18 protein-coding genes are annotated in these 17,985 nt (G+C 64.3%); 13 read left to right on the top strand and 5 right to left on the bottom strand.

Annotated elements, in window-relative coordinates:
* Positions 1 to 4: 4 nt before the first annotated feature.
* The 12 genes from mnhG to AAFN88_RS13655 all read left to right on the top strand — a co-directional run bounded on the left by mnhG (position 5) and on the right by AAFN88_RS13655 (position 12,191).
* Entirely contained in the window at positions 5 to 334 is a 330-nt protein-coding gene (gene mnhG, locus AAFN88_RS13710; protein ID WP_347520881.1) for a monovalent cation/H(+) antiporter subunit G, read from the top strand.
* Positions 331 to 1,329 carry a DUF4040 domain-containing protein gene (locus tag AAFN88_RS13705; RefSeq protein WP_347520880.1) on the top strand — a complete coding sequence of 333 codons (999 nt, stop codon included), beginning with the start codon at positions 331 to 333 and terminating at the stop codon, positions 1,327 to 1,329. The genes mnhG and AAFN88_RS13705 overlap by 4 nt, the downstream gene beginning before the upstream one ends.
* The gene (locus tag AAFN88_RS13700) at positions 1,329 to 1,685 is read left to right on the top strand and encodes a cation:proton antiporter subunit C (protein WP_347520879.1); all 357 of its coding nucleotides are present in this window, start codon (positions 1,329 to 1,331) and stop codon (positions 1,683 to 1,685) included. The genes AAFN88_RS13705 and AAFN88_RS13700 overlap by 1 nt, the downstream gene beginning before the upstream one ends.
* Positions 1,682 to 3,175, top strand: coding sequence for a monovalent cation/H+ antiporter subunit D family protein (locus AAFN88_RS13695; protein ID WP_347520877.1), 1,494 nt, complete (start codon positions 1,682 to 1,684; stop codon positions 3,173 to 3,175). Before AAFN88_RS13700 ends, AAFN88_RS13695 begins: the two co-directional genes overlap by 4 nt.
* Positions 3,176 to 3,200: 25 nt before the next feature.
* Entirely contained in the window at positions 3,201 to 4,703 is a 1,503-nt protein-coding gene (locus tag AAFN88_RS13690) for a proton-conducting transporter membrane subunit (RefSeq protein WP_347520876.1), read from the top strand.
* A 31-nt stretch (positions 4,704 to 4,734) separates the two neighbouring features.
* Complete coding sequence (locus AAFN88_RS13685; protein WP_347520875.1) at positions 4,735 to 5,001, top strand: hypothetical protein; 267 nt, start codon at positions 4,735 to 4,737, stop codon at positions 4,999 to 5,001.
* A complete protein-coding gene (locus AAFN88_RS13680; protein WP_347520873.1) occupies positions 4,994 to 6,712 on the top strand; it encodes a Na(+)/H(+) antiporter subunit D in 1,719 nt (572 codons plus the stop codon). The genes AAFN88_RS13685 and AAFN88_RS13680 overlap by 8 nt, the downstream gene beginning before the upstream one ends.
* 446 nt (positions 6,713 to 7,158) lie before the next feature.
* Positions 7,159 to 8,436 (top strand): amino acid ABC transporter substrate-binding protein, encoded by a 1,278-nt coding sequence (locus AAFN88_RS13675; protein WP_347520872.1) that lies wholly within the window; start codon positions 7,159 to 7,161, stop codon positions 8,434 to 8,436.
* A gap of 88 nt (positions 8,437 to 8,524) precedes the next feature.
* Positions 8,525 to 9,427, top strand: a complete 903-nt coding sequence (locus AAFN88_RS13670) for a branched-chain amino acid ABC transporter permease (RefSeq protein ID WP_347520871.1) — start codon at positions 8,525 to 8,527, stop codon at positions 9,425 to 9,427.
* 3 nt (positions 9,428 to 9,430) lie between these two features.
* Positions 9,431 to 10,579 carry a branched-chain amino acid ABC transporter permease gene (locus tag AAFN88_RS13665; protein ID WP_347520870.1) on the top strand — a complete coding sequence of 383 codons (1,149 nt, stop codon included), beginning with the start codon at positions 9,431 to 9,433 and terminating at the stop codon, positions 10,577 to 10,579.
* Positions 10,576 to 11,322: an ABC transporter ATP-binding protein gene (locus tag AAFN88_RS13660; protein WP_347520869.1), complete on the top strand. Its 747-nt coding sequence runs from the start codon at positions 10,576 to 10,578 to the stop codon at positions 11,320 to 11,322. Before AAFN88_RS13665 ends, AAFN88_RS13660 begins: the two co-directional genes overlap by 4 nt.
* Positions 11,322 to 12,191 (top strand): ABC transporter ATP-binding protein, encoded by an 870-nt coding sequence (locus tag AAFN88_RS13655; RefSeq protein WP_347520867.1) that lies wholly within the window; start codon positions 11,322 to 11,324, stop codon positions 12,189 to 12,191. The genes AAFN88_RS13660 and AAFN88_RS13655 overlap by 1 nt, the downstream gene beginning before the upstream one ends.
* 14 nt (positions 12,192 to 12,205) lie before the next feature.
* Here the strand turns inward: AAFN88_RS13655 and AAFN88_RS13650 are convergent, their stop codons facing one another.
* A complete protein-coding gene (locus AAFN88_RS13650) occupies positions 12,206 to 13,042 on the bottom strand; it encodes a helix-turn-helix transcriptional regulator (RefSeq protein ID WP_347520866.1) in 837 nt (278 codons plus the stop codon).
* Between the two features lie 204 nt (positions 13,043 to 13,246).
* Between AAFN88_RS13650 and AAFN88_RS13645 the strand changes: the two genes are divergently transcribed.
* The gene (locus AAFN88_RS13645) at positions 13,247 to 14,458 is read left to right on the top strand and encodes an ABC transporter substrate-binding protein (protein ID WP_347520865.1); all 1,212 of its coding nucleotides are present in this window, start codon (positions 13,247 to 13,249) and stop codon (positions 14,456 to 14,458) included.
* 244 nt (positions 14,459 to 14,702) lie between these two features.
* Here the strand turns inward: AAFN88_RS13645 and AAFN88_RS13640 are convergent, their stop codons facing one another.
* The 4 genes from AAFN88_RS13640 to AAFN88_RS13625 are packed head-to-tail and all read right to left on the bottom strand — an operon-like array spanning position 14,703 to position 17,974.
* Positions 14,703 to 15,458, bottom strand: a complete 756-nt coding sequence (locus AAFN88_RS13640; protein WP_347520864.1) for an ATP-binding cassette domain-containing protein — start codon at positions 15,456 to 15,458, stop codon at positions 14,703 to 14,705.
* Entirely contained in the window at positions 15,409 to 16,137 is a 729-nt protein-coding gene (locus AAFN88_RS13635; RefSeq protein WP_347520863.1) for an ABC transporter ATP-binding protein, read from the bottom strand. The genes AAFN88_RS13640 and AAFN88_RS13635 overlap by 50 nt, the downstream gene beginning before the upstream one ends.
* Complete coding sequence (locus AAFN88_RS13630) at positions 16,134 to 17,075, bottom strand: branched-chain amino acid ABC transporter permease (protein ID WP_347520862.1); 942 nt, start codon at positions 17,073 to 17,075, stop codon at positions 16,134 to 16,136. Before AAFN88_RS13630 ends, AAFN88_RS13635 begins: the two co-directional genes overlap by 4 nt.
* Positions 17,072 to 17,974 carry a branched-chain amino acid ABC transporter permease gene (locus AAFN88_RS13625; RefSeq protein ID WP_347520861.1) on the bottom strand — a complete coding sequence of 301 codons (903 nt, stop codon included), beginning with the start codon at positions 17,972 to 17,974 and terminating at the stop codon, positions 17,072 to 17,074. The genes AAFN88_RS13630 and AAFN88_RS13625 overlap by 4 nt, the downstream gene beginning before the upstream one ends.
* Positions 17,975 to 17,985 lie beyond the last annotated feature (11 nt).

Genomic DNA, 17,985 nt, shown 5'->3' with positions numbered 1-17,985 from the left:
CCCGATGGCCATGGCCGTGGACGTTATCAGCTGGATGCTGCTCACCGCCGGAGGGTTTTTCGTGCTGGTCGGCGGAATCGGCGCCCTGCGCATGCCGGACCTCTATACCCGCATGCACGCGGCCAGCGTCACGGATTCGCTGGGCGCGATGCTGGTCCTCAGCGGCCTGGTCCTGCAGGCCGGCTTCTCTCTGGACGCGGTGAAGCTGGCAGCGATTCTCATCTTCATGCTGTTTACCAGCCCGACCTCCGCCAACGCGCTTGCCAGCGCCGCCCTGCTGGCGGGCATCAATCCGGGACTGGCCAAACCGTGGCGACAAGAGCCGCGCTCATGACCGTCTTCACCGTCTTCTTCATCATCTTCCTGCTGACGCTCCTGGTGATCACCGCGCTGGCGATCGTGCAAACGAAGAATCTTTTCGCCGCCGCCATGCTCTCGGGCATCTTCAGCCTGCTGAGCGCCATGGTCTTCTTCCTGCTCGATGCCGCCGACGTCGCCCTGACGGAGGCCGCCGTCGGCGCCGGCATCTCCACCGTGCTGTTCCTAGGCGCTCTGGCACTGACCGCAGAGCACGAGCGGGCCGGCACCGCGGGCCGCCTGGCCGCCCTCGGCGTGGTGACGGTCATCGCCGCGCTGCTGGTCTACGCCACCTTCGACATGCCGCGTCTCGGCGATCCGAACGCCCCGGCTCAACTCCACGTCGCGCCCTGGTACCTTGAGAAGACGCCCGAGTACATCGACGTGCCCAACGTGGTGACCGCAGTCCTGGCGAGCTTTCGCGGCTACGACACCCTGGGTGAGACCTTCGTGGTCTTCACCGCGGGCATCGGCGTGCTCTTTCTCCTCGGCAAGGCACCGGTCGGCCAGCCGAAGGTGTCGCCGGCCATGACCTTCGCCGGCAAGGCCGGGCTGCGTCACTACCAGATCCCGCGGGTGGTCGGCCGTCTGCTGATCCCCTTCATCCTGCTGTTCGCGCTCTACGTCCAGTTCCACGGCGATTTCAGTCCGGGCGGCGGCTTCCAGGCCGGCGTCATCGTCGCCGCAAGCGTCGTGCTCTACGCGCTGCTCGAAGGCGAGGAACAGGCCCGCCTGGCCCTGCCGGCGGGTCTGCTGAAGCTCATGATCGCAGCCGGCCCCCTGCTCTACGGCCTGACCGGCGTGGCCTGTATGCTGCTGGGCGGCAACTTCCTGGACTACTCGGCGCTGGCCCATGACCCGGTGCACGGCCAGCATTACGGCATCCTGATCATCGAGGCCGGCGTCGGCATCACCGTCACGGGCGTGCTGATCAGCATCTTCCATTCCTTCGCGGCGCGCGGAGCGAAATGATGGAAACCCTCGAACTCTACAATTACTGGGTCTTCTCGATCCTGCTGATGATCGGCTTCTACGCCGTGACCGCAAAGCTCAACTTGGTCAAGAAACTCATCGGGCTCTCGCTGTTCCAGTCCGCCGTGTTCCTGCTCTACATCTCCATGGGGCCCGTCGAGGGCGGCACGGCGCCGATCTTCCATGAGAACGCTTCCGACAAGCTGCTTTCCAATCCGCTGCCGTCGGTGCTGATCCTGACGGCCATCGTGGTCGGCATCTCCACCCTTGCTCTCGGCCTCGCCATCATCGTGAGGATCAAGGAAGCCTACGGTTCGATCGAGGAGAACGAAATCAGGGAGCTCGATCGGAAGTGAGCAGCGAAGCCTACCACCTCGCGGTGCTGCAGGTTGTGGTGCCGCTGCTTTCGGCACCCCTCATCATCCTGCTGCGCCCGCGCGGCCTGGCCTGGGCGGCGGCAACCGCGGCCAGCGCCATGGCGTTTGCCGTCGCCGTCATGCTGACGGCCGGCGTGCTTTCCGGGATCGAGTACCGCTATGCCGTGGGCGGCTGGCCCGCCCCCTACGGCATCGAGATCAGGGTCGACGCTCTCACCAGCGTCGCCCTGCTGGTGGTCAGCGGCGCCTCGCTGCTGGCCCTCTTCGCCGGACGGCGCAGTCTCGACGGCGATATCGACGAGGCGCGCCAACCCCTGTTCTACGGCGCCTGGATGCTGGCCTTGGCGGGCCTCTGCGGCATCGTCGTGTCGGCCGATGCCTTCAACATCTTCGTGTTCATGGAAGTCTCGTCCCTCGCCAGCTACGTCCTGATCGCGGCCGGGCCGAACCGGCGCGCCCTGGCGGCGACCTTCAAGTACCTGGTGATGGGAACCATCGGGGCGACGTTCTACCTGATCGGCGTCGGGCTGATCTACATGATGACCGGGACGCTGAACCTCGCGGACATGGCGCAGCGCATCAGCGAGGTCGCGGACCAGCGGCCGATCCTGGCCGCGGGCGGCTTCATCATCGTCGGCCTGGCCTTGAAGGCGGCGGTCCTCCCACTGCACGCCTGGCTGCCCAACGCCTACACCTATGCGCCGCACATCGTCACGGTATTCCTCGCGGCCTGTGCGACCAAGGTGCAGATCTACGTGATGCTGCGCTTCGACTTCCTGGTCTTCCAAGGCAACCTCACCGACCACGACCTGCAGTTCTCGCGTTTTCTCATGCCGCTGGCCCTGCTCGCCATCGTGCTGGCTTCGGGCGTGGCGATGATGGAACGCAACCTGAAGCGCCTGCTGGCCTATTCGTCCGTCGCCCAGATCGGCTATATCATGCTGGGCACGAGCCTGCTGAGCGCCGCCGGACTCTCCGCCGGCATCATCCACATCTTCAACCATGCGCTCGCCAAGGGCGCCCTGTTCCTCGCCGTCGCCGGCCTGGGAATGCACTACCAGGGCCTGAGGCTCGACCAACTGGCCGGAGCTGCCAAGCGCATGCCTTGGACCATGGCCGCCTTCGTCCTCGCCGGCCTCAGCCTTATCGGCCTGCCCGGCACCGCGGGATTCGTCAGCAAGTGGCTGCTGATCTCCGCCGCGCTGGCGGAGGGCAGCCTGGGAATCGTCCTCGTGGCCGTGGTGCTGCTCGGCTCGCTGATGGCCGTTGTCTATGTCTGGCGCGTCGTGGAAGCGGCCTATTTCCGGGCCCCGCAGCAGGCTGTGGCGGATCAGCGCGAGGCGCCGCCGATGCTGCTGGCCGCGACCTGGGCCGCAGTGCTCGCCAACATCTACTTCGGCCTGCAGCCCGGGCTGCCGGTCCAACTCTCACAGGCAGCGGCGGCGTCCCTGCTGCAGTCACTGCCATGAGGCCCGCCCCCATGAGTCCTCTCGCATGAGCCCCGAAGCCTCCATCATCGCCGCGCTGCTCCTGCCCGCGATCGGAACCCTCGGCATCCTGCTGGCGGGGCGCTTCAGTGCCAACCTGCGCGAGGCCGTGACGCTGGTAACCGCGGTCCTGCTGGCCGCCAACGTCTTGAGCCTGTTGCCCGAGGTGCTGGCCGGCGCCCGCCCCGCGGTCCACCTCGCCACCCTGGTCCCGGGCATCGACATCGCGTTCAAGGTCGAACCGCTGGGCATGCTCTTTGCGACCATCGCCTCGGGGCTGTGGATCGTGAATTCGCTCTACTCCATCGGCTACATGCGCGGCAACAACGAGAAGCATCAGACCCGCTTCTACGCCTTCTTCGCGCTCGCCATCGTCGCCGCCATGGGGGTCGCCTTTGCGTCGAACCTCTTCACGCTCTACCTGTTCTACGAAGCCCTGACCCTCTCGACCTACCCGCTGGTGACGCACAAGGGCGACGAGAACTCCGTCCGCTCGGCCCGTGTCTATCTCGGCATCCTCCTTTTGACGTCCATCGGTCTCCTGCTGCCGGCCGTCATCTGGACCTATGGCGTCGCGGGCACCGGCGACTTCGCCGACGGAGGCATCTTGGCCGGCAAGATCAGCGGCCCGGCCGTCGGTCTGCTGCTCGGACTCTTTGTCTTCGGCATCGGCAAGGCCGCGCTGATGCCGGTACACCGCTGGCTACCGGCCGCCATGGTCGCGCCGACGCCGGTCAGCGCCCTGCTGCATGCCGTCGCCGTGGTGAAGGCCGGCGTCTTCACCATCCTGAAGGTCGTCTTCTACGTTTTCGGGGTCGACTTCCTGGCCGCGGCCCCCAGCGCCGACTGGCTGCTCTATGCCGCCGCCTTCACCATCCTGGCCGCCAGCCTCGTCGCCCTGCGCCAGCAGAACCTGAAACGGCTGCTGGCCTATTCGACCTGCTCGCAGCTCTCCTACGTGGTCCTGGCCGCGGCGCTCTTCAAACCGCTGGCCGAAGTCGGCGCCGTGCTGCACATCGCCGCCCATGCCTTTGCCAAGATCACCCTGTTCTTCGCCGCCGGCGCGATCTACACCGCCTCGAAGAAGACGGAGGTTCACCAACTGCGCGGCATCGGCCGGCGCATGCCCTGGACCATGGCCGCCTTCACTATCGGCGCCTTGAGCATGATCGGCGTGCCGCCGACCGGCGGGTTCATTTCCAAATGGTATCTCCTGGCCGGCGCCTACGAGGCCGACAACTATGCCGCCATGGCGACCGTCGTGCTCAGCACCGCTCTGAACGCCGCCTATTTCCTGCCGATCATCGTCCTTGCCTGGTTCGCCCGCGAGGAAGCCTCTCCCGGCAGTGCCGGCGCCGCGGCGACATCGTCAATCAAGAAGGAACACGGCGAGGCACCCTTCCCGGCCGTCCTGGCGCTCACCATCACGGCTGGCCTGACCATCGCCTTCTTCTTCTTCCATCAGCCGGCGGTCAGGCTCGCCAGCGAGATTCCCATGGGTATGCCCTGATGCCGGCGACCACCACGAGGGGGAGACAGTCATGACGAACCCCAAAGACGACCACTGGCTGGCGCGGCCCGAGACCATCCGGCTGCTCTGGAAGGTCTTCATCGTGATCCTGCTGATCGCCGTCGCCCTCCAGTTCGCCTCGGGCAGCGACGGGCATTTCGGCATCGACGGCTGGTTCGGTTTCGGCGCTGCCTATGGCTTCCTCTCCTGCCTTGCCATGGTGCTGGTCGCCAAGGGCCTGGGTTTCATCTTGAAGCGCCCGCAGGACTACTACGGCGGAGGCGGCGGCGATGATTGAAGGACTGTCGCCCGCCTTCATCCTTTTCTTCGGCGCCCTGCTGGTCGGCCTGGCGCGCGGTCATCTGCGCAGCCTCGTGATCCTCGCCGCACCGCTGTTGACGCTCTGGGCCATCTGGCAGGTTCCCGACGGCGCGGTCACGAGCCTGCCTTTCCTCGACTATCAGCTCACACCGCTGGCCGGCAGCCCGCTGCGCCGGCTGTTCGCCACCATCTTCGCTCTCATGGCCTTCACCGGCGGCCTCTTCGCCTTCCGCCAGGCCCGCTGGCAGGAACTGGCCGCGGCCCATGCCTATGCCGCCGGCGCCATCGGCTGCAGCTTCGCCGGAGACCTCGTCACCCTGTTCGTCTATTGGGAGATCATGGCGCTGTTCTCCACCCTGGTGGTGCTCTGCGGCGGCACTCCGGCGGCGCGCCGGGCCGGCTTCCGCTACGCGGTGATGCACCTGGTCGGCGGCGTGATCCTGATGGTGGGCATCGTCGGCGTCATCGTGCAGAGCGGCTCTGTGGCGGTTCAGCCGCTGCGCGCGGTCGATCCCGCAACCTGGATGGTGCTGATCGGCCTCCTGGTCAACGCAGCCGCCCCGCCGGTCTCCGCCTGGCTGGCCGACGCCTATCCCGAAGCGAGCCCCACAGGCTCGGTCTTCCTCTCGGCCTTCACCACCAAGACCGCGGTGCTGGCGCTGATCCTACTGTTCCCGGGCGAGCCGGTGCTGATCGGCGTCGGCCTCTACATGGTCATGTACGGCATCATCTACGCCCTGCTGGAAAACAACGTGCGGCGCATCCTCGCCTACTCGATCGTCAACCAGGTGGGCTTCATGGTGACCGCCATCGGCATCGGCACCGAGATGGCGCTGAACGGCGCGGCCGCCCACGCCTTCGCCCACATCATCTACAAGGCCCTGCTGCTGATGAGCGCCGGTACGGTGGTCTACCGCACCGGCAAGCACCTCTGTACCGACGTCGGCGGCCTTTTCCGCACCATGCCCCTGACGGCGATCTGCGGCATCATCGGGGCGCTGGCGATCTCCGGCTTTCCGCTGACCTCCGGGTTCACCACCAAGACCATGATCTCAGAAGCGGCGGCCATGGAGCATCTCGGGCTGGTCTACATGCTGCTCGCCGCCGCTTCCGCCGGCGTCTTCCTGCATGCCGGCATCAAGTTCCCCTGGTTCGTCTTCTTCCAGAAGGATTCCGGCCTGCGCCCCAAGGACGCGCCCTGGAACATGGGGCTCGCCATGGTGATCTTCTCGGCGCTCTGCATCCTGCTGGGAGTCTACCCGCAACCGCTCTACGACCTGTTGCCCTACCCGGTGGCCTATGAGGCCTATAAACCCGCCAAGGTCGTCTATTACCTGCAGTTGCTGCTGTTCTCCGGACTGGCGTTCTTCCTGCTGTTGCCGCTGATGCGCCGCACGCTCACCATCAGCCTGGACTTCGACTGGTTCTGGCGGGTTCTCTTCGCCAAGGCCGGGGCGGCCGGCTACGCCCTCCTCGGCGCCCTGCGGTCTTGGCTGGACGCACGGCTGCGCGACCTGCGCGGATTGCTGCGTCCGCCGACCCGCTCCCTGCTCGCCCCGAAGCCGGTCGGAGAGGACGTGGCGGAAAGCGCCCGCGACGGTCTGCTGGCCCGCGACTGGGCGATCGGCGCCGCCGCTTTGTGGATCGCCGTGCTGCTCATCGCCTATGCGATCGCCTTGTTCCTGTAACGCGGTCCAGCCGCCAGGGGTAAGCGGTAGAACAATCTAAGGTTCATTCTTAGACGCATCATCGCCTAAGAGTGGTGCCGCAACGGCAGCGGCCGCCGCCAGCCCCACAGGCAAGCGCGCCCCTAGCGATAGGCAACCCCAAGGCCGCTACCGTCCACCGTTCCGGCGAGCGGGCCGGCGAAACCTCGATCTTCGCGGACTCCCGGCGATTCGCCGGATTCGCGGCCTTTTCGGCGCTGCCATTCGCCTGAAGCCCGCCGCCCCGCGCCCGCCCGCCGACCTGGCGAACTTACGGATTCGACGCCGTAATTCCTGCCGTCCAGAGGACCGGTGACTTGCAGGACTTGCGTCCGAACGCCACCCCTCTATTATTCATGCCAACTGCACCGTTGAAGTTGCAGAAATGAACTAAGTGGAAAATCCACTTGGACTAAGGGAGGCCATCTATGAAATCCATCAATACGCCTGTAAAGGCTTGGAATAGCATTGGAGCCCGGACCTTTTCCGGTCTCGTTCTGGCAGGTGCCGCCGCCGGCATGATCGCCGCGGGGCCCGCCAGCGCCAAGGTCGACGGCGACACCATCATCCTCGGATCGGCGATCTCGCTGACCGGCAAGTATTCCTCCAACGGTATCGACACCCAGAACGGCTACGATCTCGCGGTCAAGAAGATCAACGAGATGGGCGGCGTCAAGGTCGGCGGCAAGAGCTACAAGCTCAAGATCCAGTACTATGACGACGAATCGACCCCGGCCCGTACCGCGCAGCTCCTGGAACGCCTGATCGAGCAGGACGGCGTGCAGTACATCCTCGGCCCCTACAGCTCGGCGACCACCATCGCCGCCGCGCCGGTGACCGAGAAGTACCAGGTGCCGATGATCGAGGCCGAAGGCGCCTCGCGCGCCCTTTTCAACAAGGGCTACAAGTACCTCTTCGCGGTGCTGTCGACCTCCGAGCAGTATCTCGCCAGCGCGGTCGGCCTCGCGGCGGAGATCGCCGAGAAGAACGGCAAGAACCCCGCCGACGTCCGCGTCGCGATGGTCTTCGAGAACGACGCCTTCTCCCTCGACGTGCGCGCTGGCGTGGTCGAGGACATGAAGAAGTTCGGCATGAAGACCGTCATCGACGACAAGATGCCGGCCGACCTGTCCGACATCTCCGCGACGCTGACGAAGGTCAAGGCCCTGAAGCCCGACCTGCTGGTCATCTCCGGCCACAACAAGGGCGCCGTCACCGCGGCCCGTCAGATGCAGGAGCTTCAGGTCCAGGTGCCGATGGTCGCCATGACCCACTGCGAAGGCGCCAAGATCGTCCAGCAGTTCGGTGCCGCCGCCGACGGCTATCTCTGCCCGACCCAGTGGGCCGAAACGCTGAGCTACTCCGACGGCTACTTCGGTTCCGCGGCCGACTACGACAAGCTCTTCAAGTCGACCTTCGAAGGCTACTCGAACGTGCCCTACCAAGCGGCTCAGGCTTCCGCCGCCGTGATCGTCTGGAAGGAGGCCTTCGAAGCCGCCAATGCATTCGAGACGGACAAGGTGCGCGACGCCATCGCGGCGACGGACACGGAGACCTTCTACGGTCCGATCAAGTTCTCCGAAGCCGGCAACAACCTCGCAAAGCCGATGGTGCTGCGGCAGATTCAGGGCGGCGAGTACAAGGTTGTCGCTCCGTCCAAGTACGCCTCCGATTCCTTGGTGTGGCCGCGCGAGGCCATGTACTGAGGGTTCGCCCGACTACCCCCGCCCGAAACCATTCGGGCGGGGGTTTTAGCTTCTACTGCCTTCGGGCAATCTCGGGCGAAGGACAGTTATGTTCGACAATCTCGACCTGTTGGCGCTCGCACCGGCGCTCAACATCCAATTGCTGCTGGACGGACTCTTCGTCGGCGCAATCTTCGTGCTCGCGGCCTACGGCCTGGCACTTGTCTGGGGCGTGATGAACGTCAAGAACCTCGCCCAAGGCGAGTTCGTGATCATGGGCGGATACTTCGCCTGGCATCTCAGCACCTTTGGCATCCACCCCATCGCCTCCATCCCGATCGTTTTCGCGATCATGTTCGCCTTCGGCTGGGCGGTGTACCTGGCGATCATCCGCTACGTGATATCCCGCGACCTCTTCACCTCGCTGCTCGCCACCTTCGGCATCGCCCTTGTGGTGCAGCAGGCCCTGAACCTGGCCTACGGTCCGGAGGTGCGTACCGCGGAATCCGGCTTCACCTCCCACGCTCTGTTCGGCGGTCTGGTGACGGTGGCGGAGATCAAGATCGTCTCCTTCGTGCTCAGCATCGGGCTGGCCGCCGCGGTCATCACCTTCATGAAGACCAGCCGCATGGGCCAAGCGATTCGCGCCACGGCGCAGGATCCCCGCGCGGCGAAGATCATGGGGATCGACACCGAGCGGGTCTACGCCTTCACCTACGCACTCAACGCCGCGATCTGCGGCGCCGCGGGCGTGCTTGTCTCGATGATCTGGGTGATTCAGCCTTTCTACGGCATCCCTCACTCCATTCGCGCTTTCGTCATCGTGACCGCGGCAGGCCTGGGGAACATTCCCGGCGTGATCGTCACCGGTCTCGGCCTGGGTGTGGCCGAGCAGTATTCGGGCTTCGTGCTCGGCGCCGAGTTCCAACAGGCGACGCCGCTCATCCTGCTGCTGCTGGTTCTGATTTGGCGGCAAGTCCAGATGGCGCGGCACAGACAGGTGGTGCAATAAGCCATGACCAGCGACAACACACTTCCTTCCGGCACAGGCGCTCCCGACGCGGGAGCCGCCTTGGGCAGCCATTCCAGCAGGATCGAGATCAACCGCGACACCACCCCTTGGTACGTCTATGCGGTGATCGCCGCCGCGGCCCTGCTGGCTCCCTTCGTGTTCCCCGCCTATACGACACAGATCGCGTTTCTCTGGCTGATGATCCTCTTCGCCCTGACCTGGGACATCGCCGGCGGACAGATGGGGTACAACTCTCTCGGAAACATCTTCTTCTTCGGCGCCGGCATGTACATCTGCGCGGTCGTGCAGGTGGGTATGTTCACCGACGTGGGGGCCTATACTTCCGCCCGCGGCGGCGAACAGCTGCAGTTGGACTACTTCGATTACTTTCTCAGCCTCGCCGCCGGCACCGGCGCCGCCGCCATCGGTTGCGCCTTTTTCGCCATCGTGCTGGGGCGTATCGTCTTCGGCCTGCGCGGCCCCTACTTCGCCATCGGCACGCTCGGCATCGCCCTCTCGGCGCGCGAGCTGGTCGGCACATGGGAATGGATAGGCGGCGGCAGCGGCATCGCCATGCCCGTCTATCCGGGCCAGCCGCACGAAAGATCGGTGATCTTCTACATTCTGTTCTTCGTGCTGGCGGCGCTCACCTTCGTCTTCGTGCGTTGGCTCTATTCCACCCGCTTCGGGCTGGCGGTCAACGCGATCCGCGACGATGAGGAAAAGGCCGAGGCGATGGGCATCCATACGCTGCGCCACAAACTGGTGGCATGGTCCGCCGCGGCATTCTTCCTCGGCATGTCGGGAGCGATCTTCGGCAACCTGACGGGCTTCGTGGAACCCCTGGAAGTCGCCTTCCCAGCCGCCACCTTCGGCATCTTCATGGTCGTCATGGCGCTGCTGGGCGGCAAGGGCACCTTGTGGGGTCCGGTGATCGGCGCCACCCTGTTCCACGTCGTCAAGGAAGTCACATGGACCTATCTGCTGGGCTGGCAATGGGTGGCCTTGGGCTTGCTGATCGTCGTCAACGTGGTGTTCTTCCAAGAAGGCATCATGGGCTGGATGCAGCGCAAATGGCCCGAGCGCTTCGGCATCACGGTCGACCAGCGCCTGTCCGATTCCGGCGGCGGGACCACGGAGGCCGGACGATGAACGCGGAATTGATCAGAGTCGAGAATGTCTCGAAGTCGTTCGGCGGCGTCCGCGCCAATCACGACATTTCCATTTCGGTCACGGAGGGCAAGATCACGGGACTAATCGGGCCCAACGGCTCCGGCAAGACCACACTGTTCAATTCGATCGTCGGCTATCACCCGGTCGACCAGGGCTCCATCAAGTTCGAGGGCCAGGAGATTTCCGATCTCAAGGTGCCGGAGATCGCCCGCCTGGGCCTGCTCCGCACCTTCCAGCAGACCCGTATCTACGGCAAGATGGACTGTGTGCGGAACATGTTGATCTCGGTGCCCCATCGCAACCAGGGATTCGTCGACATGTTCAGGGGCTACTCCGGCGAACAGAAGGACAAGGCGGAAGCCCTGCTGGAGTTCGTCGGCCTTTACCAGAAACGCCATCTCATGTCCGGCGACCTCTCCTTCGGACAGCAGAAACTGCTGGAGTTCGCCATGGCGCTGATGAACGATCCCAAGGTCTTGCTGCTCGACGAGCCGACGGCGGGCATCAACCCGACGCTGATCAACGGGCTAATCGACCGCCTGAAGCGGGCCAATGAAGAGTTCGGCATCACCCTGCTGGTCATCGAGCACAACATGCGGGTGATCATGAACCTGGCCGAACACATCTACTGTCTCGCCCATGGAGAGATGCTCGCCGAGGGCAATCCTGACGAGATCCAGAACGATCAGCGCGTCATCGACGCCTACCTGGGGGCGCACTGATGAGCGATCATAGCCAAGACAAGCAACCGATCCGCGGCTATGGCCGGGGCGGCGTCGAAACCGTCATCTCCGTCGAGGACGTCAACCGCCAGGCGTCCCAGTTGGCCAAGGAGGGCATTCCACCCAGCCGGCTGGCCGAGTTGGCGGGGACGGACGGTTTCGTCACCATAGAAAAGCTGCGCGCCGGCTACGGCAAGATGCAGATTCTTCACGACTTCAATCTGCAGGTCGGCAAAGGCCAGTCGCTCTGCCTCATCGGGCCCAACGGCGCCGGCAAGTCGACGGTGCTGCACTCGATCTTCGGTTTCACCAACATCTTTTCCGGCACGGTGAAGGTCAACGGCAAGGACGTGACCAAGCTGTCCCCCAAGGACAAGCTGCGTTCGGCCGGGGTCGCCTATATTCTGCAGGACAAGTCGGTCTTTCCCGGAATGACGGTGGAGGAGAACCTTTGGATGGGCGGCTATCTGATGGACAAGCCGCAACAGGCCAAGGAGAAGGCCGAGCAGATTTTCGAGAAGTACTCACGCCTGGCCGAACGGCGCCGCCACCCCGCGAAGGTCCTCTCCGGCGGCGAGCGGCGCCTGCTGGAGATCTCCCGCGCCCTGGTGATGGACCCGGACGTACTGCTCGTCGACGAGCCCTCCATCGGCCTGGAGCCGCGCTTTATCGACATGGTTTTCGAGATTCTTGAGGACCTGCAGAAGGGCGAAGGCAAGACCATCATCATGGTCGAACAGAACGCCAAGAAAGGGCTGGAGTTCGCCGACATCGGCTACGTCCTGGTCTCCGGCGAGCTGGCCATGGCGGACAGAGGCGACGTACTGCTGGAAGATCCGGAGGTCGGGAGACTGTTCCTGGGAGGCTGACCCCTCCCCGGCCGCTACGAGAGCATCGAAGTCGGCACCTCACAGCGCAGGGCGTCGGCCTCCAGGCCCTGCGGCATGGCGATGTACTCGCAGATCTGCGGGTCGATTGAGGCGTGCGCCGGATCCAGCAGTCCGCAATGGGCCAGCGCACGCTTCCGGTCGACCGTCTTGCCCAGATATTCCAGGACAACCTTCACGGCGGCGGGTTGGTGCGCCTCCGTGCCCGCAACGCCGATCATCAGGCCGAAAAGCTGTGAAAGACGATTGCGGTTCGGCAGGTAGAGGATCGACTGCGAGACCTCGTTTCCGACCACGACTTCGTGGTCGATCATGTGAAGCCGGTCGCCCACCAGAAGCAGTATCCCATCATACTTGAAGATGTAAGGCGTGCTCGCGCGGCTGCCGAAAGGCCTCAGGCGCTCGATGGTCTTGTACTGCGTGAGGTTCTCGGAAGAATAGATATAGACCAGCGACCGCAGGACCATTCCGGGTTCCGACAGCGAGTAGAAGTACTTGAAATAGTAGCCGTGGAACCGCCGGAGCTGGTTGGCATGGCGCGCCGCGGTACCGATCAGGCGCTCGAAGCGGGGCGGCAGGCGCGGCCCATCGTCGCCGCGCACCGGCCTCAGGCGTACGATATTGGCGAACTGGTCGCTCGGCATCAGCAGTTCGTAGTCCTCCACGCCGAAGAAGTCGCAGAGCACGCGAAGGTTCCGCTGACTGGGAAAACTGCTCCCCGAGAGATACTTCGTGAACTGCTGGCGGCTGATGCCGATCTTCCGGCAAACCTCCGAAGTCGAGGCGTGATAGCTGCACAGCAACCGCAGGTTGGCGATGAAATCCGTCCTCAAACGACGCCCTTTCCGACTGACGCGAGTTGACGCATTTTTCTTTCATACACGCGCCAGAGGATCGATACCATGTTTATTGTGCCTGGACCCTGGAAACCCGCAGATTCAGGGCCCTGAATGGGAGGTTCGCTGACGTGCCGCGGCAGAGCATGAATGGAAGCCCGGCACCGGCAGCGGCCAATATGTAGCGGAGAGAGGTCCGAAATGAAACGCAGTTGGCTCACATCGGCCGCCCTGGTGGCGGCCTTGGCGGCGGCACCGGCCGTGGCCCAGGAAACCATTAAGATCGGCGGTATCGCGCCTCTGTCGCCTCCGGGCGGCGTGCAGACCGGAGAATCGCTGCGCGACGGTATGCGCATCGCGGTCGAGGAACTGAATGCCGCCGGCGGCGTCATGGGCAAGCAGATCGAGCTCATCGTCGAGGATACTTCCGGCGTGCCGGAAAAGGGCGTCGCGGCCTTTGAACGGCTGGCCTCTAAGGAACAGGTCGTCGCCGTGACCGGCAGCGCGCACAGCGCGGTCTGCTCCGCCGTCGGCCCTGTGGCCGAAAAGTACGGCACCGCCTTCATCGCCGGCGAATGCTGGTCGGACAGCGTTACCGCGGCCCAGATTCCCGAAGTCTTCCGCATCACCGTCGCCAACTCCCTGGTCTATTCCGTGGCCGCGGACTGGGTCAAGGAAGCCGGTTTCAAGCACGTCGCCGTCATCTCCGAGAACTCGGACTGGGGCTTCGGCATCATCGACGTCTTCGAGAAGAACCTGAAGGACACCGGCGCGAAGGTGACCTCCTTCACCGCCGAGCGCACCGTCAGCGACTTCACCCCGCAGCTCCTGCAGCTCAAGCGTTCCGATCCGCAGCCCGACCTCATTGTCGCCGGCTTCACCGGTTCGAACCTGCTGCTGATGCTGCGCCAGGCCTATGACTTGGGCGTTGCGCCGTCCAAGAACACGGCGATCTTCGCGGCCGGCGCCGACGTGCTGGAGCCGGAATTCTGGAACGTCATGGGCGACGACGGCGTCTACGTCATCGGCAACCCTGCCGGCCTGCCCGGCAAGCCCGACACGCCGCTTTCCCGCAGCTTCGCCAAGGCCTACGAAGACGCCTACGGCCGCCCGGCCAACGCCGTGGCCATGGAAGGCTACGATGGCGTGATGGTCATCGCCGAGGCGATCAAGGCGGCGGGCTCCGCGGATCGTGAAGCGATCCAGGACGCGCTGCGCAAGCTGCAGTGGGACGGCACCCGTGGGAAGATCTACTTCCCGCAGACGGCCGAACCGAAGTGGAAGTTCCAGCAGTGGCCGGAAGTTCCGATCTTCGTGATCCAGTACAGCAAGCCGAACCAGACCCCGGCGGAATCCGAGATCCTCTGGCCGCGGGCTCAGGCGACCACGGACTCGTTGCTGTTGCAGCCGTAAGGTAAGATACCTGCCCTAAGAACTGCCCCACCGGCGCTGCCGGCGGGGCATTTTTTTGCCCGGATGGGAAGTGTCCGGCGAAGGATGGAGGCTTCGAAAGGGGGGAGCCTGGAGCGGATCAGGGTAGATGGATCGGCGAAAGCGAACCGGCGCCCTTGTGAATATGCTCGATGCTATTTGAGTTGGATCGGATCCAGACGTGCAGACGGAAGCACACAGTGATTCCGTCTGCACGTGATCCGGTCTAGATCAGCCAGTCGGCGATAGTGTCGCGATACTCGCGGTCGAACTTCTCCTTGCTGCCTTCCAGCTTGTTCTGGCCCAACTCCAGAACATAGATGTAGTCAGCCACGTCGGTTCCGGCGATGACGTTCTGATCGACCATCAGAATCGTCTTTCCCTCTTCGCTCACCAGCGCCCGAAGGTGGGTGTAGATGGTGTGGGCGCGCTTGGGATCCAGTCCCACGGTCGGCTCGTCGATCAGCAAGAGCTGAGGATCGCTCATCAAGGCGAGCTCCAGCTGCATAAGCCGCTGCTGCCCGCCCGACATCAAACCGGCCCGCCGCGACCTGAACTCCTTCAGATAGGGCGCACGGTCGTAGATCCGCTCCCGCGCCCGCCTGGCCCGGGCTCTCTCGCCCCTGAAGCTCCAGGTCGCCATCTCGACGTTCTCTTCCACGGTCATCTCTTTGAAGATGGCGTGCTGTTGAGCGATATAGGCGATCCCGTGGCGCACCAGATCCTTGGCCGGCGTCTTGATCAAATCCAGCCCCTGATAGGTCAGGCTGCCGCTATGCGGCTTCAGCTGTCCCACGATGCTCTTCAGCAAGGTCGACTTGCCGACGCCGTTGGCGCCGATGATCGTCGTCAGTTGGCCATCGCGCGCCACCAGGTTCAGGCCGCGCAGGATATCGATATCACGCTGATAGCCCGCGTGAAGATTCACGACCTCAAGCGACATGGTGGTCTCCCAGGTAGGCGTCGAGGACGGCGGGGTCATTGCGCACCTCTTCGGGTGTGCCGTCCGCGATGATGTGGCCGTAGGACAGCGTCACGACACGGCGGCAGAGATCGAAGATGGAGCCCATGTCATGGCTCACCAGGATGACCGTCACGCCCGCCGCGTTCCAGTCGCGGATCCTCTCGTACATAAAGGCCTTCAGTTCCGGGTGGACGCCGCCGAAGGGTTCATCGAGAAGAACCAGCTTGGGCGAGAGCATCATGATGCGGCCGAACTCGAGCAGCTTGGCTTGCCCGCCCGACAGACTGCTGGCCCGCTCCGTGGCCAGGCGTTCCAGATTCAGCTCGCGCAGGATCTGCATGGCCCGTTCGACGATGCTTGCCTTACCGGCCGTCCAATCGGTGGCTCCGGGAACGACCAGGTTCTCCAAGACGGTCAGGCGTTTGAAGACTTTCGTGACCTGGAACGACCGGCCGATGCCGAGGCGCGCCAGGGCGCTGGGCGCCTTGCCGTCAATGCGCTGGCCCTGGAAATCGACCCGCCCCGAACTGGCATCGTAGTAGCCGCCCACGATGTTGAGCATCGTGGTCTTGCCGGAGCCGTTGGGCCCGATCAGGCCGACAAGATCGCCGGCTTCGATGGAAAGGTCGACGGCATCCAACGCGACGAGGCCCTGAAAGCTCTTGGTCAGCTGCTTTATCTCGAGCTGCGGACTCATGATTTGTTCCTCTTCGACGGAAAGACGCTCGCCAGCAGTCCGAAGACGCCGTTGGGCGCGAAGCGCAGCATGACAATGGCGACGGCACCGAAGACGACGAGGCGCCATTCACCCATTTCCCGCAGCACCTCCAGCAGGAATTGCAGGCCCACGCCGCCCAGCGCGGCAAAAAGGATGTTGTGGAAGCCGCCGATGACCGCCATCGCCAGGACGAAGCCCATCTCCTGCAGCGACATCATCGACGGTGTGATGAGCTGAATGAAATGGGCATAGAGCCCGCCGGCGAGACCCGCGAAGGCGCTGGAGATCGCGAAAGCCAGGGTCTTCCACAAGGTGACGCGCACGCCCAGGCTGGCCGCTCCGTCCTCGTCCTCGCGGATCGCCTGAAAGAACAGGCCGACGCGCGAGCGCAGCAACAGCGCCATAGCCAGGAGGCAGGCCACCGTGACGGCCAGGAAGAGGTAATAGTAGTCGCTGCGCGTTCCATCCGGGATCAGCGCCGGGGCCTGCAGGCCGAGGCTGCCTTTGGTCACGCCGTGCTCGGCGGTGATGGTGATCCGCAGGATCTCAGCAAAGGCGATGGTGGTGAGACCCAGATAGGCGCCGTGGAGCCGAAGCGTCAGCCAGCCGATGGCGAGCCCCACCAGGGCCGCGATGACAACGCCGGCGATCATCCCGCCCAGGATCGAAAGCCCCAGGTGCTGGCTCAGCAGCACCGCCGAGTAGGCGCCGAGGCCGGCCATGGCGGTCTGCGCAAAGCTGATCCGCCCGACGAAGCCGACCAGCAGCGACCAACTGGCGGTCAGGATCGCGTAATAGAACCCGATGGTCGTGGTGTAGATCCAATAGTCCGGCAACCCCAGCACAGGCAGGGCGGCGAAAGCGGCCAAGAGGGCGATGCAAGGCAGAAAGGCGCGGTGTCCAAACAAGGTGCTCATGCCCGGCGCTCCCGCTTGCCGAAGAGGCCTTGCGGCCGGAACAGAAGGATCAGCACCAGCACCACCAGGCCGTAGGCGTCCTTATAGGCCAGGGCGCGGCTGGTATCGGGGATCAGAACGGTGGCGAAACTCTCCACCTGGCCCAGAATCAGTGCGCCCACGATGGCGCCGGGAATCGATCCCAGGCCGCCCAGGACCACGATGATGTAGGCCTTGATCACCGGGATCACGCCCATGACCGGGGTGACGTTGAAGACCGGTCCAATCAGGGCTCCGGCAGCCGCGGCCAGCGCCGTTCCAATGCCGAAAGCCAGCATCGAATAGCGGCTGACGTCGACCCCGAAGATCTCGGCCGCGCCGCGATCCTGGCTGATCGCCCGCACCGCCTTGCCCATCCAGGTATATCGCAGCACCAGTACGGTCGCGACGATGAGCAGAATCCCCGCCCCGGCGGCAGCCAAGCGATCGCCGCTCACGATCAGTTCACCGATCTCGATGCGCCCGCGGAACAGCGGCGCCGGGCGTTGCGGCCAAGGGCCGAATACCGAGTTCGCCAGATTGAGAAGAAAGACCGACAGCGCGAAGGTGATCATGATCGCGTACTCGTCGGGGCGATCGACCTTTCCCTGGTGCACCGGGCGGATAAGCCCGCGTTCGATCACGGCGCCGGCCGCCATCAGCACCGCCGCTGCGCTCAGGACTGCAACCAGCGGAGGCAGTCCCAGGATGCTGGCGGCGCAGAAATACACGTACCCGCCGAGCATATAGATTTCGCCATGAGCGAAATTGACGATTCGCAGGACACCGAAGATGATCGACAGCCCCAACGCGGTCAGCGCATAGAGGGTACTGATGATCAATCCATTCAGAGCCTGCTCGGAGATTGCTAGCAAAGACATTTTCTACCTTT

Source organism: Pelagibius sp. CAU 1746, assembly GCF_039839785.1.
GTDB lineage: Bacteria > Pseudomonadota > Alphaproteobacteria > Kiloniellales > Kiloniellaceae > Pelagibius.
Note: the sequence above shows the minus strand (reverse complement) of the source record. Positions and strands in the feature narration are given on the sequence as shown.

What these genes read in the sequence shown, in the direction of transcription:
- mnhG (WP_347520881.1), top strand. Translation starts at nt 5, where the DNA reads ATGGCCATGGCCGTGGACGTTATCAGCTGGATGCTGCTCACCGCCGGA.
- AAFN88_RS13705 (WP_347520880.1), top strand. Translation starts at nt 331, where the DNA reads ATGACCGTCTTCACCGTCTTCTTCATCATCTTCCTGCTGACGCTCCTG.
- AAFN88_RS13700 (WP_347520879.1), top strand. Translation starts at nt 1,329, where the DNA reads ATGGAAACCCTCGAACTCTACAATTACTGGGTCTTCTCGATCCTGCTG.
- AAFN88_RS13690 (WP_347520876.1), top strand. Translation starts at nt 3,201, where the DNA reads ATGAGCCCCGAAGCCTCCATCATCGCCGCGCTGCTCCTGCCCGCGATC.
- AAFN88_RS13685 (WP_347520875.1), top strand. Translation starts at nt 4,735, where the DNA reads ATGACGAACCCCAAAGACGACCACTGGCTGGCGCGGCCCGAGACCATC.
- AAFN88_RS13680 (WP_347520873.1), top strand. Translation starts at nt 4,994, where the DNA reads ATGATTGAAGGACTGTCGCCCGCCTTCATCCTTTTCTTCGGCGCCCTG.
- AAFN88_RS13675 (WP_347520872.1), top strand. Translation starts at nt 7,159, where the DNA reads ATGAAATCCATCAATACGCCTGTAAAGGCTTGGAATAGCATTGGAGCC.
- AAFN88_RS13670 (WP_347520871.1), top strand. Translation starts at nt 8,525, where the DNA reads ATGTTCGACAATCTCGACCTGTTGGCGCTCGCACCGGCGCTCAACATC.
- AAFN88_RS13665 (WP_347520870.1), top strand. Translation starts at nt 9,431, where the DNA reads ATGACCAGCGACAACACACTTCCTTCCGGCACAGGCGCTCCCGACGCG.
- AAFN88_RS13660 (WP_347520869.1), top strand. Translation starts at nt 10,576, where the DNA reads ATGAACGCGGAATTGATCAGAGTCGAGAATGTCTCGAAGTCGTTCGGC.
- AAFN88_RS13655 (WP_347520867.1), top strand. Translation starts at nt 11,322, where the DNA reads ATGAGCGATCATAGCCAAGACAAGCAACCGATCCGCGGCTATGGCCGG.
- AAFN88_RS13645 (WP_347520865.1), top strand. Translation starts at nt 13,247, where the DNA reads ATGAAACGCAGTTGGCTCACATCGGCCGCCCTGGTGGCGGCCTTGGCG.
- AAFN88_RS13640 (WP_347520864.1), bottom strand. Translation starts at nt 15,458, where the DNA reads ATGACCCCGCCGTCCTCGACGCCTACCTGGGAGACCACCATGTCGCTT.
- AAFN88_RS13635 (WP_347520863.1), bottom strand. Translation starts at nt 16,137, where the DNA reads ATGAGTCCGCAGCTCGAGATAAAGCAGCTGACCAAGAGCTTTCAGGGC.
- AAFN88_RS13630 (WP_347520862.1), bottom strand. Translation starts at nt 17,075, where the DNA reads ATGAGCACCTTGTTTGGACACCGCGCCTTTCTGCCTTGCATCGCCCTC.
- AAFN88_RS13625 (WP_347520861.1), bottom strand. Translation starts at nt 17,974, where the DNA reads ATGTCTTTGCTAGCAATCTCCGAGCAGGCTCTGAATGGATTGATCATC.